This window comes from Mucilaginibacter jinjuensis, from assembly GCF_028596025.1.
GTDB lineage: Bacteria > Bacteroidota > Bacteroidia > Sphingobacteriales > Sphingobacteriaceae > Mucilaginibacter > Mucilaginibacter jinjuensis.
The window spans coordinates 2,636,756-2,650,352 of record NZ_CP117167.1 but is presented as its reverse complement, the minus strand read 5'-3'; the positions used below and the strand labels follow the sequence as shown (position 1 = coordinate 2,650,352).

Sequence of the window (13,597 nt, the reverse complement as noted above, 5' to 3'; positions counted from 1 at the left end):
AAATATCAAAATACAATCCCATATAAAACAGAAAAAGGCCGGGATCTCATCCCCGGCCTTTTTACGTTAATCAACTATGAGCAGGGATCTCACTCCTGCCCATCTAAACTCATGTGCTAATCAGCACTATTTCAATCTGTATGTTATTCCTAAATTGATGGCATAATCAGCAAAGGCTGCATCGCCATGTGTTGGCACGCCGGTTAACTCGGTAGTAATGTGATCTGCAAAACTTGTGGTCCTGTCGCGCACCACGGCTACCGGTACGTATAAATACAACGATAAGTTATGAACGTGGTAAGTTACACCCGGCTCTGCCGAAATAATATAACCCGGTCTGCGGAAACCTGCGCTACCGCCAATTAAGTCATGAGCCGGCAGACACTCATCGCGCACACCCAGTGTAAATGCAAATTTAGATACTGCGTAACTTGCTCCTCCTCTTAAAAGGTACTGATCGGGCACACTCATTACATCGCTGGTATTGGCTACTGTTGCTGCGCTTGGCACGCCGCCACGGGCACTTGATGTACCATTTACCTCGCGCGGACTAAACAGGTAGTAGAAGTTACCATACAAGCCAAATTTATGGCTGAAGTTATAGTAAGCATTTAATTCGGTAGTAAAACCGGTACCGCCATCACCCAACTGGATCGATTGGTCAACCGGGCCTAAACGGCGTGTACCACCGGGGCCAACATTGTAAAAGTAATCCTGGTAATTGTAATTACCTGTGGCAAACTTAATACCCAAACCTGCCTGGATATTTCCTTTCGGATTTTTTTGCGGGTTCAATAACCAGGCGTAGGTAGTAAAACGGATATCACCCACACCGAATGAATGGGTTTCGTGGCGCTCTGTACCGCCGTGCTCGTATAATGATGAGCGGCTATTGGCAATAACTGGCACATCTAATGCAACCGACCAGCGGTTGTTGAAAATACGGGTCAATGAAAGGTCGTTAGTATAAGCGTGGTTAATTACATTGGTACCTTGCTCAATACGTTGTTTTTGTTCTTGTGTACCAATAAAATGGCGGAATGACCTATAGTAACGGCTATTGCTGTTAAACAGCCAGCTACCATTGTTAGTAGTACTATCGGGATGCTCATCCATGGTACATAAGCCACCTGTGCTGCGGATAGCCACACAACCCTGTGCCGAAACTTTGTTAGTATATAATGCGCTGATAAACATTGCAGAAACTGCAAGAACTTTTAAAGTAAATTTCATCTCAAATAGTAGTAATTGAATTGTTGTTAAACCAAACTGATAAATAGTACCGGAACAGACGGGCAGGATGCGCAACATAACGGCGGGCTTACAGGTATAAAAAACACCTGCATCAAATAATATATTACAACACTAAATATTAGCGCCTAATACATAACCGGTAAAGCGAAACTAAGGGTCTGTGTAAGCTGATGGAAAATGTAATTCCGCACACGATTATACGGCTGCAAAAAGCATTAGATCAGCAAATAAAAAGGAGTTTAACAACTGAAATTGGGTGGTTGCCCACGTGTTTCTACAAATGGGTTCAGCAGGCTGGAATACGCATTAATATATTCCTTTTTAAGCAGCACAGGAGTGGCCGTAAACTGGTAATTCAATGCTACATACTCATAAGGTGCATCAATAGATTTTTTACTGGTGTCATGAGCTTTTTTACCCATTGGCACATCGTTAATCTCTTTAGCCATAATTACGTTAGCCCTAACCAGCCTTGTTTTTGCTGTATTTGGGATACAAAGCATGGCCAAAGTATCGGGGCTCATTTTAAGCCTCACGTAATTATAATAGGTACCTTTAAGTTCTATCTGGCCCTGTATTTTTTCGTAACGCGGCCAGGCATGCATACCGGGTAAGTGTACCGGTATTTTTATCTCGATCAGCTTTTTATCGATCTTGTTATCGTAAACCTCTTTTACAATTTGCACATCAGATTGATGGATAAAATACTCAAATACGATAGAGTAACCGCCCGTTGTAAACAGGTGTATACCTAAAAGTAATATGGCAATAAATCGTCTCAATTGAAGGGAATGAGCTTGTAATTGGTTACAGGGTGAATATAGGTACTATATCTTAATAAATAAAAATATAATTTATATTTACTTATATAATTATAAACCTCATGAATTTTAGCACAATTAACTGGCTTGCCATAGTAGTGGCGGCATTAAGCGCATTTATGGTTGGTGGTTTATGGTACTCCAACATCTTATTCGGTAAAGTATGGATGGCCGATAGCAACCTCGATACCGAAACCATACGCGCAGGAAACAAGGGCAAGATATTTGGTTTCACAGCTATATTTTCGCTGATAATGGCAGCCAACCTCGCCATGTTTCTAAACGACCCGAAAACAGATGTGCAATGGGGTACTATAGCCGGGTTACTGGCAGGCGTTTGGGCATTTAGTGCAATAGCAATCCACAGCTTGTTCGAACTAAAATCGTGGCGATATATTTTGGTTAATGGCGGTTACAGTATTGTATCGCTTACCATTATGGGTGCCATATTAGGTGCCTGGAGATAAAACATTGTATAAAACAAAAGAGGTGCAAACTGTTAAGCCTGCACCTCTTTTATTTTAGGAATAGATTTTATGCTGATAAACCATCCAGGTCTTTCAGATCTTCCTCTGTTAATTCAACATCGGCAGTTTTAAGGTTATCTTCCAGGTGATCAACGCTCGATGTGCCCGGTATCAATAAGATGTTATCGGCATGGTGCAACAACCAGCTTAAGGCAACCTGGTGTACAGTAGCATTGTGTTTATCGGCTACTTTTTGCAAGGCAGTTAAAGCATCAGTATTACCTCCGCCAAGCGGGAACCATGGAATAAAGGCTATGTTCTGCTCTTTGCAATACTCTAACACGGGCTCCCATTTGCGGTTATCAATGCTATACATGTTTTGTACCGATACCACTTCGAAAAACTGCTGTGCATGTTTAATATCATCTACACTAACTTCCGATAGGCCGATGTGTTTAATTTTACCTTCCTGCTGCGCTTGCTTTAAAAACTCGAAAGTTTTTTCGGCAGGTACTTTTGGATCGATACGGTGTAATTGATATAAGTCGATCTGATCCAGTTTCAGGCGTTTTAAGCTGCCTTCCAATGCTTCCTTCAAATGCTCGGGGCTCGAATCAACCGGCCATTGATCAGGACCGGTTCTTAGTAAGCCGCCTTTTGTACCAATTACCAGGCCTTCAGGATATGGATATAAAGCTTCGGCGATCAGTTCTTCCGATACATACGGGCCGTAGCTGTCTGCGGTATCAATAAAATTAACGCCCAGTTCAACAGCGCGTTTTAAAACTTTTATGGCTTCATCTTTATCTGCAGGTGGGCCCCAGATACCTTTACCTGTAATACGCATTGCGCCATAACCTAAGCGGTTAACAGTAAGATCGCCACCTATGGTGAAGCTTTTTTGAAATGTTACGTTACTCATTGGATTGATGTTTAAAGATTAAAAACACCCGAAGTACGGGGAATGTTTAGTAATAACAGTAAGCCAATTGTAATTTATGGGTTAACAAATTGTTGCGTAGACAGCAAAGCAAGTTTTTACAATTGCGCTACTTTAAAGGGTTTAATATCGACGGTTTCCCACACTTTTTGGGTCATGTATGGGTCGCTATTTTTCCAGGCTTCCAGTTCTTCTTCTGAGTTAAACTGAACAATCATAGTTGAGCCGATCATTTTGCCATCTGCATTGAGCATGGCCCCGCCTAAAACATAATTGCCTTTTTCCTTTAATTCACGCACACCATCCAAATGATGCGGGCGTACATTGGCACGTCTTTCAAAAGCTTCTGTATCTGTAAAATCGTATGCGGTAATAAGATATTGATTCATGATCTTTTTTTTAGTTTGTTATTGTAATGAACAAGTATAACAATTGTTTCGTTTGCAGTATTTTTCAAACAAAAAATAGCATCTCCGAATAACTGTAATTTTTACATTATTTTTTACATATTTGTTACTCTTGAGTACAATCAATTTATGATCCAGAATCTACACCAGCAATTTAAATCTCTATTCAATACCGAAGCTACTAACGCTTATTTTTCACCAGGCAGGGTAAACCTTATTGGCGAACATATAGATTATAACGGCGGTTTGGTTATGCCATGCGCTATCACTTTCGGCACTTATTTGCTTGTTGCGCCAAACAACGAAGGTAAATTTCGTTTCAGAAGTATCAATTTTGAAGATCGGGCTGATATCCAGTTACAAGACTCTTATACCAAACAAGATAAATTCTGGTTCAACTATCCGCTGGGTGTTATCACGCACTTTTTGAAAGATGGCCATCAGCTGCAAGGTTTAGATATGTTGTATTATGGTGATATTCCTATTGGTTCAGGCCTCTCCTCTTCGGCATCTATCGAAGTGGTGACTGCGTTTGCATTAAACGAACTATTTAAGGCAGGATATAGCAAGCTTGATCTGGTTAAATTATCAAAATGGGTAGAGAACAGTTTCATCGGCTTAAATAGTGGTATTATGGATCAGTTTGCGGTTGCCTTCGGCGAAGCAGAAAAAGCGCTGAAGCTTAATTGCGATACTTTAGATTATGAAGCTGTAGATTGTCATCTGGGCGAATATTTATTGGCGATCATCAACACCAATAAACCCCGTAAACTCGCAGAATCTAAATACAACGAACGCGTACAGGAATGCCAGCAAGCTTTAGCCGCATTGCAAACCGAACTAGATATTCAAAACTTGTGCGATATTGACGCTGCTACTTATAAGCAATACGAGCACTTAATTACTGATCCGATAGTTAAAAACCGTGCTCAACACGTAATTGAAGAAAACGATCGTGTAAAACTGGCAGCCAAAGAACTGGCTGCCGATAATTTACTGGAATTTGGCAAGCTGATGTATGCCTCGCACGACTCATTAAGTAAGCTATACGAAGTAAGCGGAGTAGAACTGGATACCATTGCAGAATACGCTAAAACTGCCCCAGGTGTAGCCGGAGCACGTATGACCGGCGCCGGATTTGGCGGCTGTGCCATTGCTTTAGTAAAAAAGGATGCTTTTGATGAATTCACCAAAGGAATTACCGAATTTTACACCCGGAAAATAGGCTACGCCCCTTCCGTATACAGTTCGCTGATCGGGCCGGGTGTTGGCTTGTATAAGGGATAAACATGCGTAAATTAAAATTGGACGAGCTAAACCGTCCTTCGGTTTCTGAATTTAAAGCCCAGGATAAATTGCCTGTGGCTGTGGTTATGGATAATGTACGGAGCATGCACAATGTAGGTTCTATCTTTCGCACCAGCGATGGTTTTGCGGTTGAACAGATTGTACTTTGTGGCATAACCGCCCAGCCCCCACACCGTGAAATTGAAAAAACTGCTCTCGGAGCCACACAATCAATCGACTGGAGTTTTGAAGAAAGCACCGTTACTGCCGTTGAAAAACTGCGCGAGCAAGGCTATACAATTATCGCGGTAGAGCAAGCCGAAAATAGCATAATGCTCAATACTTTTGAACCCGAGCAGGACAAAAAATACGCATTGATATTCGGTAACGAAGTAAACGGTGTGAGCGATGATGTAATGGCCTTGATTGATCATTGTATCGAAATTCCTCAATTTGGCACCAAGCACTCATTTAATATAGTTGTATCGGCAGGTATTGTACTTTGGGATTTTTTCGCGAAATTGAATCTTCAATAGATTTAAATCGCTATGAACCCGATTGCCAAAAAACTGCTCATTAAACCCGGAACCAACTGGTTATTTGTAAACGCGCCCGAAGACTATCTGGCGTATATAGATCCCCTACCCGATAATGTGCATGTAAGTTTTGAAAGCAGCGATAAAGTTGATGGTTTGCAGCTATTTGTGAAAAACAAAGCGGAACTGACAGCAGAGCTAAAGACTATCCAACCAGCATTAAAACCCGATACCATTCTCTGGATCACCTACCCTAAAAAGAACACCAAAATCCCAACCGATCTGGCCATGATGGATAGCTGGGACGAAGTGAAACAATATGGTTTAGATACCGTAGCATCGGCCGCCATTAATGATACCTGGACGGCATTACGCTTCCGTCCCAAAAATCTCGTTAAAACTTCACCAGCCAAGTTATCCGAAATCCCCAAAAGCGATTTCTCTGAATATATAGACGTTACCAACAAAAAGGTAACTCTTCCACCCGATGTACTCGAGGCTTTAAAAGAAGCGCCACAAGCATTGGATACCTTTACCCGACTGGCATGGTCGCACCAAAAGGAATATGCGGTTTGGATATTGGGTGCCAAGCAAGAGAAAACAAGGGTTTCGAGGGTAGAGAAAATGGTAGAGATGTTGGTGAATGGCAAGAAGAATCCATCGGAAAAGTAATCGTCACTCTCCTCTCCCACGTCATTGCGAGGTACGAAGCAATCTCAGACCGATTAGCACTACCTCAAATACCGCAGAAGCTTTTATGAACGAGTTGTAGTACTATTAATGTCAGTCCCGCTCAATCGCCGCGGGTAGGCTGTTACTTTGGGGCGCCAAAGTAACCAAAGCGCTCATCGACAAAAGGCTTCTTTACACACAAAGCCATGCCGCACAGCGTTCAGAACAACACAGGACGGGATCTTTTGCCCCAGTCACGTTCGTACAATCCAGCCCTTCTGCAAAATCTCCAATGCCTCTTTCCAGCGCACAAGCCACCATTTTGTTCTGCCCGCTTGGGCCGAAGCTGCTTGCCGATTGAAAAGAAAATTATCTAAATTTTATCATTGCGAGGAGGAACGACAGCCTGTCCCGATGATAATCGGGATGCAATCTCGTCGCCAATCCATTCCCCCCAACACGTCATTGCGAGGTACGAAGCAATCGCGAACCTTACAGAGCCGCTCTGTAGATCGGGGATTGCTTCGTACCTCGCAATGACGTGCTTTTTCGTTCATAAAAACATCGACAAATTACCGAATCAACAAATTGACAAATTAAAAACCAACCTTTCCCCCTCCTTCCTGTTATACTCCCATGGCAAATTTCATAGAACTATTAGACAAAAACGACCGCAACACATTAATTAATGTGGACAATATAACCTCAATTGTAATTTATAAAGACCCGCAGGAAGAAGTAAGGATCTATCTGATCGGCGATAAAGAATCATATATCACCGTAAAAGAATCGTACGAGGAATTGAAGGGAAAACTCCAGGACTGGATAAAAATAAACCTGCGATAGCCGGGACGGCCTACCGCAGGTACTGATCTATTTAGAGTGATTTGTTAAATCCGTGGTTAAAAAGCTTGTTCGTAGAAGTTCACAGCGTCTTTGCTTTCTAACAGGGTATGTCCTGTTAAAAATTCATCGACTTTGCGGGCAGCTTCGCGACCTTCTGAGATGGCCCAAACTACCAGTGATTGTCCGCGGCGCATATCGCCGCAGGCAAATACTTTGCTCACGTTAGTACGATAAACGCCTTCTTTGGCTTTAACGTTCTTGCGTTCGTCAAGCTCTACGCCCAGTGCTTCCAGCATACCGTTGTATTGCGGATTAACGAAGCCCATAGCTAAGAATACGCGCTGGCAAGGTATTTCGCGCTCTGATCCTTCAATCTCCGAGAACTTAGTCGGGCGACCTAAAAAGTCGGTTTCCCAGCTTACGTCTGTTACTTTAAGCGCACGCAAGTTACCTTCCTCGTCGCCTAAAAACTCTTTGGTGTTGATACCGAAATGGCGTTGGCAACCTTCCTCATGCGAGCTGGTTGTTTTTAACACCATTGGGTAACTTGGCCAGGGCATAGCAGCAGTACGCGAAGTTGGTGGCTGCGGCATAAACTCAAATTGCAGGATAGATTTTGCACCGTGACGGTTTGATGTACCCACGCAATCAGAACCGGTATCGCCACCACCAATTACCACAACATCTTTATCTGTAGCCCAGATATCTTCAGTTGTGATCGGGCTGTTGCCTACACGTTTGTTTTGCTGTTTCAGGAACTCCATTGCAAAATATACACCTTTAAACTGGCGGCCAGGGATAGGCAAATCGCGTGGGATGGTTGAGCCACCGGCCATCACAACGGCATCATAAGCACGTACCAGTTCTTCGGCAGCAATGTGTTTACCGATTTCTGTATTGCAGATAAATTCAACACCATCTGCTTCCATAACCTGGATACGGCGGTCTATCACCCATTTCTCTAATTTGAAATCTGGGATACCGTAACGCAATAAACCTCCCGGTTTGTCGTCGCGCTCGTAAACAGTTACTGTATGGCCGGCTTTGCTTAGTTGCGCAGCAGCAGCCAAACCCGCAGGGCCCGAACCTACAACCGCTACTCTTTTACCGGTTTTAATTAACGGCGCAACAGGTTTAACGAGGTTCTTTTCGTAAGCTATCTCGATAATATGTTTCTCAATTTCCTCGATAGCAACAGGTGGCTTGTTGATACCTAACACACATGCAGATTCGCAGGGCGCAGGGCAAATACGGCCTGTAAACTCAGGGAAATTATTGGTTGAAGATAATATTTCATAAGCTTCAACCCAGTTTTTGCGGTATACTGCATCGTTAAACTCGGGAATAATATTACCGAGCGGGCAACCAGAGTGGCAAAAAGGTATGCCACAATTCATGCACCGTGCCGATTGTTCGTTCAGTTTATCAGCAGTGTACAGGCCAACAAACTCGTTATAGTTTTTCACCCTTGCGTCGGGTGCTGTTTTACCAGGAAGTTCTCTGTTAAACTCCTGAAATCCGGTAGGCTTTCCCATAATTATTTGCTGACAGCTTGATATTCTTTTTCTTGTAAAACTCTTTTGTACTCTTTCGGGAACACTTTAACAAAGTTCAGTTTAGCGGCATCCCATGTGCTTAATAAGCGTTTAGCAACCTCACTTTGAGTAAGGTTAGCATGCTTTTTAAGCAAGGTTAAAATTTGCTCTTCGTCTTTTGGTGAAAGCGGATCTAAATCAACCATTTCCGGGTTGCAGTTTTCGGCAAACGTATGGTCTTCGTCGTATATCCAGGCTAAACCACCGCTCATACCTGCGGCAAAGTTGCGGCCTGTTTTACCGAGAATCAGCGCACGTCCACCGGTCATGTACTCACAACCGTGATCGCCCACACCCTCTACAACCGCAGTTGCACCAGAGTTACGTACAGCGAAACGTTCGCCTGCCATACCACGTGCAAACAGCTCGCCCGAGGTAGCGCCATACATGGCTACGTTACCGATGATAATGTTATTCTCTGGCGTAAAGGTTGAGTTAGCAGCCGGATAAATAGCCAGCTGAGCACCAGATAAACCTTTACCTACATAGTCATTCGCTTCGCCTTCTAATTCAAACGAGATACCTTTTGCGGCGAAAGCACCAAAGCTTTGTCCGGCAGAACCTTTGAATTTATAGTTAATGGTGTTGTCCGGTAAACCGGCAGAACCATATTTTTTAGAGATTTCGTTCGATAATAAGGTACCGATGGTACGGTCGATGTTTTTCACATCAAACGTTGCAAATACCGGTGTTTTATCAGCCAAAGCCTGTTGCGCAGCTTCTAATAGTTTCCAGTCGATAATCTCGGCCATACCGTGATCCTGGCTTTCGCTATTGTAAAGCGTTAAACCTTTCTGGTTAGTTACCGGGTGTAATATGCCCGATAGATCAACTTTTTTAGCTTTCCAGCTTTGGATGTTATCTCTTACTCTTAAGAATTGTACACGGCCAACCATTTCCTGTATGGTACGGAAACCAAGTTCGGCCATAATTTCGCGCATGTCCTCAGCCAGGAAGCGGAACAGGTTAACAATATGCTCTGGCTTACCGCTGAACAGTTTACGCAGTTCAGGATCCTGAGTAGCCACACCAACCGGGCAAGTATTTAAATGACACTTACGCATCATGATACAACCACCGGCAACAAGGGCTGCAGTTGCAACCCCCCATTCTTCGGCACCCATAAGGGCAGCAATAACCAGGTCACGACCGGTTTTCATCTGTCCATCGGCCTGTAACACTACGCGGCTGCGCAGTTTGTTACGTACCAGGGTTTGATGTGCTTCGGCCAAACCAAGTTCCCAAGGTAAACCAGCATGTTTGATAGAGCTTATTGGCGATGCGCCTGTACCACCATCGTAACCTGCAATCAGGATCACGTCGGCATGTGCTTTGGCAACACCGGCAGCAATAGTACCTACACCTGCTTTTGATACCAACTTAACGTTGATACGTGCAGCACGGTTAGCATTTTTAAGGTCGAAGATCAGCTGGGCTAAATCTTCAATCGAATAAATATCGTGGTGAGGTGGCGGAGATATTAAACCTACGCCCGGAGTTGAGTGACGGGTTTTAGCAATCCATTCATCAACCTTGTGGCCCGGCAGTTGTCCACCTTCGCCCGGTTTCGCACCTTGCGCCATTTTAATTTGCAACTCGTCAGCATTAGTAAGGTAGTTTGAAGTTACCCCAAAACGTGCCGAAGCAATTTGCTTAATGGCCGAACGCATGGAATCGCCGTTCTCCATTATTTCGTAACGCATTTCGTCTTCACCACCTTCGCCGGTATTGCTTTTACCGCCAATGCGGTTCATAGCAATAGCCAGTGTACTATGCGCCTCGTGCGAGATAGAACCGAATGACATAGCACCTGTGGCAAAACGCTTCATGATGCTTTCTACCGGTTCAACTTCTTCTATCGAGATCGCCTCGCGGTGATGTGTAAAATCTAACAGACCCCGGATGGTGAAATGTTTCTCAGTTTGTTCGTTAACCAGTTTTGCGTAGTTTTTGTAAACTGCAAAATCATTGGTACGGGTTGCATGCTGCAGCAAGTGAACCGTTTGCGGGTTAAACAAGTGCTGCTCGCCACGGCGTTTCCACTGGTAGATACCGCCTTCTTGCAGTAAGCGGGTTTCACCTTTCGAATGGTTAAAGCCCATGGCGTGTTTACCCAATGCTTCGCGTGCAATTTCGTCAAGGCCTAAACCTTCTATACGGGTAACCGCGCCGCAGAAATATTTATCAACTACAGATTTGTTCAATCCAAGGATCTCAAACACCTGAGAACCATGGTACGATTGCAGTGTAGAAATTCCCATTTTAGAGAAGATCTTCAATAAGCCATCGCAGATTGATTTAACATAGTTATAGAAAAGTTTATCAGTCGGTAAATCTGTTTCCAAATCACCGCTAACTTTTAAGTTTTCGATAGTCGATAGCGCCAGGTATGGGTTGATAGCACTTGCACCAAACGCCAGTAAAGCAGCAAAGTGGTGTACTTCCCAAGCATCGCCGGCCTCAACAACCAAACCTACCGAACCTCGGCAGCCTTTTTTGATCAAATGGTGATGTACAGCAGATACCGCCAGTAACGACGGGATTGGCGCGTGCTCAGAATCGATAGCACGGTCTGACAGGATCAATACCTCGAAACCATCTTCAACTGCATCTTCGGCATAACGGCAAAGCCTTGCTATACCTTTTTCCATCGAACCCGGCTGACCATCGGCCTTGAAATAAGTTTGTAATGTTTTGGCGTGGAATAAACCGGTATCAATACTGCGTAATTTTTCCAGATCGTGGTTATTCAGGATCGGATGTTTCAGCTTTACGCAATGGCAATGCATTTTATCCTCATCCAACAGGTTACCGTTGTTACCGATAAAGGTAGCTAAGCTCATCACCAAACGCTCGCGGATAGGGTCTATCGGCGGGTTAGTTACTTGGGCAAAGAACTGTTTAAAGTAGCTTGACAGATGCTGCGGCTTATCAGACAATACCGCCAAAGGCACATCGGTACCCATTGAGCCAATTGGCTCTTTACCATCAACAGCCATCGGTTTAATAATAACCTCGATATCCTCGCGGCTATAACCAAACACCTGCTGGTAACGGAAAACAGAATCAGAAGAAAGACTTGCGAAAGCCAAACGAGGCTCGGCCAGTTCTTCCAAACGGATCTGGTAGTTATCTAACCAACGACCATACGGCTGTTGTGAAGCAATTTCTTGCTTAATTTCTTCGTCTTTAATGATCTTACCTTTTACGGTATCGATCAACAACATTTTACCCGGTTGTAAACGGCCTTTGCTGATTACAGTACTTTCGTCGATAGTTAATACACCGGCTTCTGATGCAGCAATAACACGGTTATCGTTAGTTACAACGTAACGTAAAGGGCGCAGACCGTTACGGTCTAACAAAGCACCAACTAATCTACCATCGGTAAACGAGATAGCCGCAGGACCATCCCAAGGCTCCATAATGGTAGCGTGGTATTCGTAGAACGCCTTTTTAATCGGATCCATGTGCTCGTTGCCATCCCATGCTTCAGGTACCAGCATCATCATTACGTGTGGTAATGAACGACCAGAATGAAGTAACACTTCAATGATGTTATCCAGACAGGCTGAATCTGATTGGTTGTTATCGATAACCGGTAACAACATCTCCATTTCTTCGCTGGTGAAGTATGATGATGCTAATGATTTAACACCTGCATAGAACCAGTTTAAGTTACCGGTCAGCGTGTTGATCTCACCATTATGCGCAATCAAACGGAATGGCTGGGCCAGTTTCCATGAAGGGAAAGTATTGGTTGAGAAACGTGAGTGAATCATGGCAAAACCCGATGCCACACGTGAATCTGCAAGGTCAGTAAAGTACTGGCGTAACTGGTACGTAGTTAACTGACCTTTGTATATAATAGTTTTGCTGGATAGTGAGGTAAAGTAAAAATGCTCACCAGCCTGCGCAACAGTTTCTAAAACTGTTTTGTTAATATATCTTCTTAATACAAAAAGTTTGCGTTCAAAAGCCTCGGCAGTGGTAATGCTGTGCGGCTTTAAAATAAACAGCTGCTCTGCATCAGGTTCTGCTTCACGTGCAGTTTCGCCAATTACAGTATTATCAACAGGTACTTTACGATAGCCCAGAATATGCAGGCCAAGTTTTTCAGCAGCGCTGCCGATAATATTGCGGCAAGCCTTTTTTAACACAGAATCCTTCGGAAAAAAGATCATACCTACCCCGTAATCGCCGGGTTCGGGTAAGCTCATTTCCAGGTTCGAGCATTCTTCCATCAAAAACTCATGGGGCAGTTGAATGAGGATACCTGCACCGTCACCGCTATCGGGGTCACAGCCGCAAGCACCACGGTGCTCCATATTTTCGAGAATAGTGAGTGCGTCACGGACAATCTGGTTAGATTTATGTCCGTTAATGTTAGTTATAAACCCTGTACCACAAGAGTCATGTTCAAATTCGGGCCGGTACAAACCCTGCTGGGGGCTATCAGTTAAATCCATATTAAAAGAACCAATTTGAAAAAGGTGTAATAACGAAATTACGTTTTTTGAAAAACAATTTGAATAGTGACAGAATTTTTAAAAAGGTGGCAACAAATCCTACAGAAGAAGTCGTTTTAATGAAATATTGTTAATATTTATCTCTTTTATGTAAAAATTTCTCAATCAAAATAGCTTACATTGCTCATATCTGTTAATAATAAAGCCCGGGTTAAACGCCATTTTTATTGTTTGGGTAACAAATAACAAGGCCACAGATAAAAACTAAGTGTTTCGGTAAAATTACCACATTGTTAACTACCT

The 13,597-nt window shown here is 43.5% G+C and carries 11 protein-coding genes; 5 read left to right on the top strand and 6 right to left on the bottom strand.

All coding sequences use genetic code 11. The annotated features are described in order from the left end of the window. Positions 1-126: 126 nt before the first annotated feature. The gene (locus PQO05_RS12020; protein ID WP_273633159.1) at positions 127-1,233 is read right to left on the bottom strand and encodes a hypothetical protein; all 1,107 of its coding nucleotides are present in this window, start codon (positions 1,231-1,233) and stop codon (positions 127-129) included. A gap of 260 nt (positions 1,234-1,493) precedes the next feature. Further along, a complete protein-coding gene (locus PQO05_RS12015) occupies positions 1,494-2,036 on the bottom strand; it encodes a hypothetical protein (RefSeq protein ID WP_273633158.1) in 543 nt (180 codons plus the stop codon). Between the two features lie 101 nt (positions 2,037-2,137). On the opposite strand from PQO05_RS12015, the gene PQO05_RS12010 reads away from it, so the two are divergent. Then, positions 2,138-2,542 carry a DUF1761 domain-containing protein gene (locus PQO05_RS12010; RefSeq protein WP_273633157.1) on the top strand — a complete coding sequence of 135 codons (405 nt, stop codon included), beginning with the start codon at positions 2,138-2,140 and terminating at the stop codon, positions 2,540-2,542. A 67-nt stretch (positions 2,543-2,609) separates the two neighbouring features. Here the strand turns inward: PQO05_RS12010 and PQO05_RS12005 are convergent, their stop codons facing one another. Continuing rightward, positions 2,610-3,464 carry an aldo/keto reductase gene (locus PQO05_RS12005; RefSeq protein WP_273633156.1) on the bottom strand — a complete coding sequence of 285 codons (855 nt, stop codon included), beginning with the start codon at positions 3,462-3,464 and terminating at the stop codon, positions 2,610-2,612. Between the two features lie 116 nt (positions 3,465-3,580). Next, positions 3,581-3,871, bottom strand: coding sequence for a YciI family protein (locus PQO05_RS12000; protein WP_273633155.1), 291 nt, complete (start codon positions 3,869-3,871; stop codon positions 3,581-3,583). Positions 3,872-4,018: 147 nt separating this feature from the next. On the opposite strand from PQO05_RS12000, the gene PQO05_RS11995 reads away from it, so the two are divergent. From PQO05_RS11995 to PQO05_RS11980, 4 genes are all read left to right on the top strand, one after another. Then, a complete protein-coding gene (locus PQO05_RS11995; RefSeq protein WP_273633154.1) occupies positions 4,019-5,176 on the top strand; it encodes a galactokinase in 1,158 nt (385 codons plus the stop codon). Between the two features lie 2 nt (positions 5,177-5,178). Then, positions 5,179-5,712 carry an RNA methyltransferase gene (locus PQO05_RS11990; RefSeq protein WP_273633153.1) on the top strand — a complete coding sequence of 178 codons (534 nt, stop codon included), beginning with the start codon at positions 5,179-5,181 and terminating at the stop codon, positions 5,710-5,712. Positions 5,713-5,724: 12 nt separating this feature from the next. Continuing rightward, positions 5,725-6,384, top strand: coding sequence for a YdeI/OmpD-associated family protein (locus PQO05_RS11985; RefSeq protein ID WP_273633152.1), 660 nt, complete (start codon positions 5,725-5,727; stop codon positions 6,382-6,384). A 636-nt stretch (positions 6,385-7,020) separates the two neighbouring features. Next, positions 7,021-7,230: a hypothetical protein gene (locus PQO05_RS11980; RefSeq protein WP_273633151.1), complete on the top strand. Its 210-nt coding sequence runs from the start codon at positions 7,021-7,023 to the stop codon at positions 7,228-7,230. Positions 7,231-7,286: 56 nt separating this feature from the next. Here PQO05_RS11980 and PQO05_RS11975 read toward each other — a convergent pair whose 3' ends face one another. Beyond that, the gene (locus PQO05_RS11975; RefSeq protein WP_273633150.1) at positions 7,287-8,765 is read right to left on the bottom strand and encodes a glutamate synthase subunit beta; all 1,479 of its coding nucleotides are present in this window, start codon (positions 8,763-8,765) and stop codon (positions 7,287-7,289) included. 2 nt (positions 8,766-8,767) lie between these two features. Then, positions 8,768-13,294, bottom strand: coding sequence for a glutamate synthase large subunit (gene gltB, locus PQO05_RS11970; RefSeq protein WP_273633149.1), 4,527 nt, complete (start codon positions 13,292-13,294; stop codon positions 8,768-8,770). Between the last annotated feature and the right edge of the window lie 303 nt (positions 13,295-13,597).

What these genes read in the sequence shown, in the direction of transcription:
- PQO05_RS11995 (WP_273633154.1), top strand. Translation starts at nt 4,019, where the DNA reads ATGATCCAGAATCTACACCAGCAATTTAAATCTCTATTCAATACCGAA.
- PQO05_RS12010 (WP_273633157.1), top strand. Translation starts at nt 2,138, where the DNA reads ATGAATTTTAGCACAATTAACTGGCTTGCCATAGTAGTGGCGGCATTA.
- PQO05_RS12005 (WP_273633156.1), bottom strand. Translation starts at nt 3,464, where the DNA reads ATGAGTAACGTAACATTTCAAAAAAGCTTCACCATAGGTGGCGATCTT.
- PQO05_RS11985 (WP_273633152.1), top strand. Translation starts at nt 5,725, where the DNA reads ATGAACCCGATTGCCAAAAAACTGCTCATTAAACCCGGAACCAACTGG.
- gltB (WP_273633149.1), bottom strand. Translation starts at nt 13,294, where the DNA reads ATGGATTTAACTGATAGCCCCCAGCAGGGTTTGTACCGGCCCGAATTT.
- PQO05_RS11980 (WP_273633151.1), top strand. Translation starts at nt 7,021, where the DNA reads ATGGCAAATTTCATAGAACTATTAGACAAAAACGACCGCAACACATTA.
- PQO05_RS11975 (WP_273633150.1), bottom strand. Translation starts at nt 8,765, where the DNA reads ATGGGAAAGCCTACCGGATTTCAGGAGTTTAACAGAGAACTTCCTGGT.
- PQO05_RS11990 (WP_273633153.1), top strand. Translation starts at nt 5,179, where the DNA reads ATGCGTAAATTAAAATTGGACGAGCTAAACCGTCCTTCGGTTTCTGAA.
- PQO05_RS12020 (WP_273633159.1), bottom strand. Translation starts at nt 1,233, where the DNA reads ATGAAATTTACTTTAAAAGTTCTTGCAGTTTCTGCAATGTTTATCAGC.
- PQO05_RS12000 (WP_273633155.1), bottom strand. Translation starts at nt 3,871, where the DNA reads ATGAATCAATATCTTATTACCGCATACGATTTTACAGATACAGAAGCT.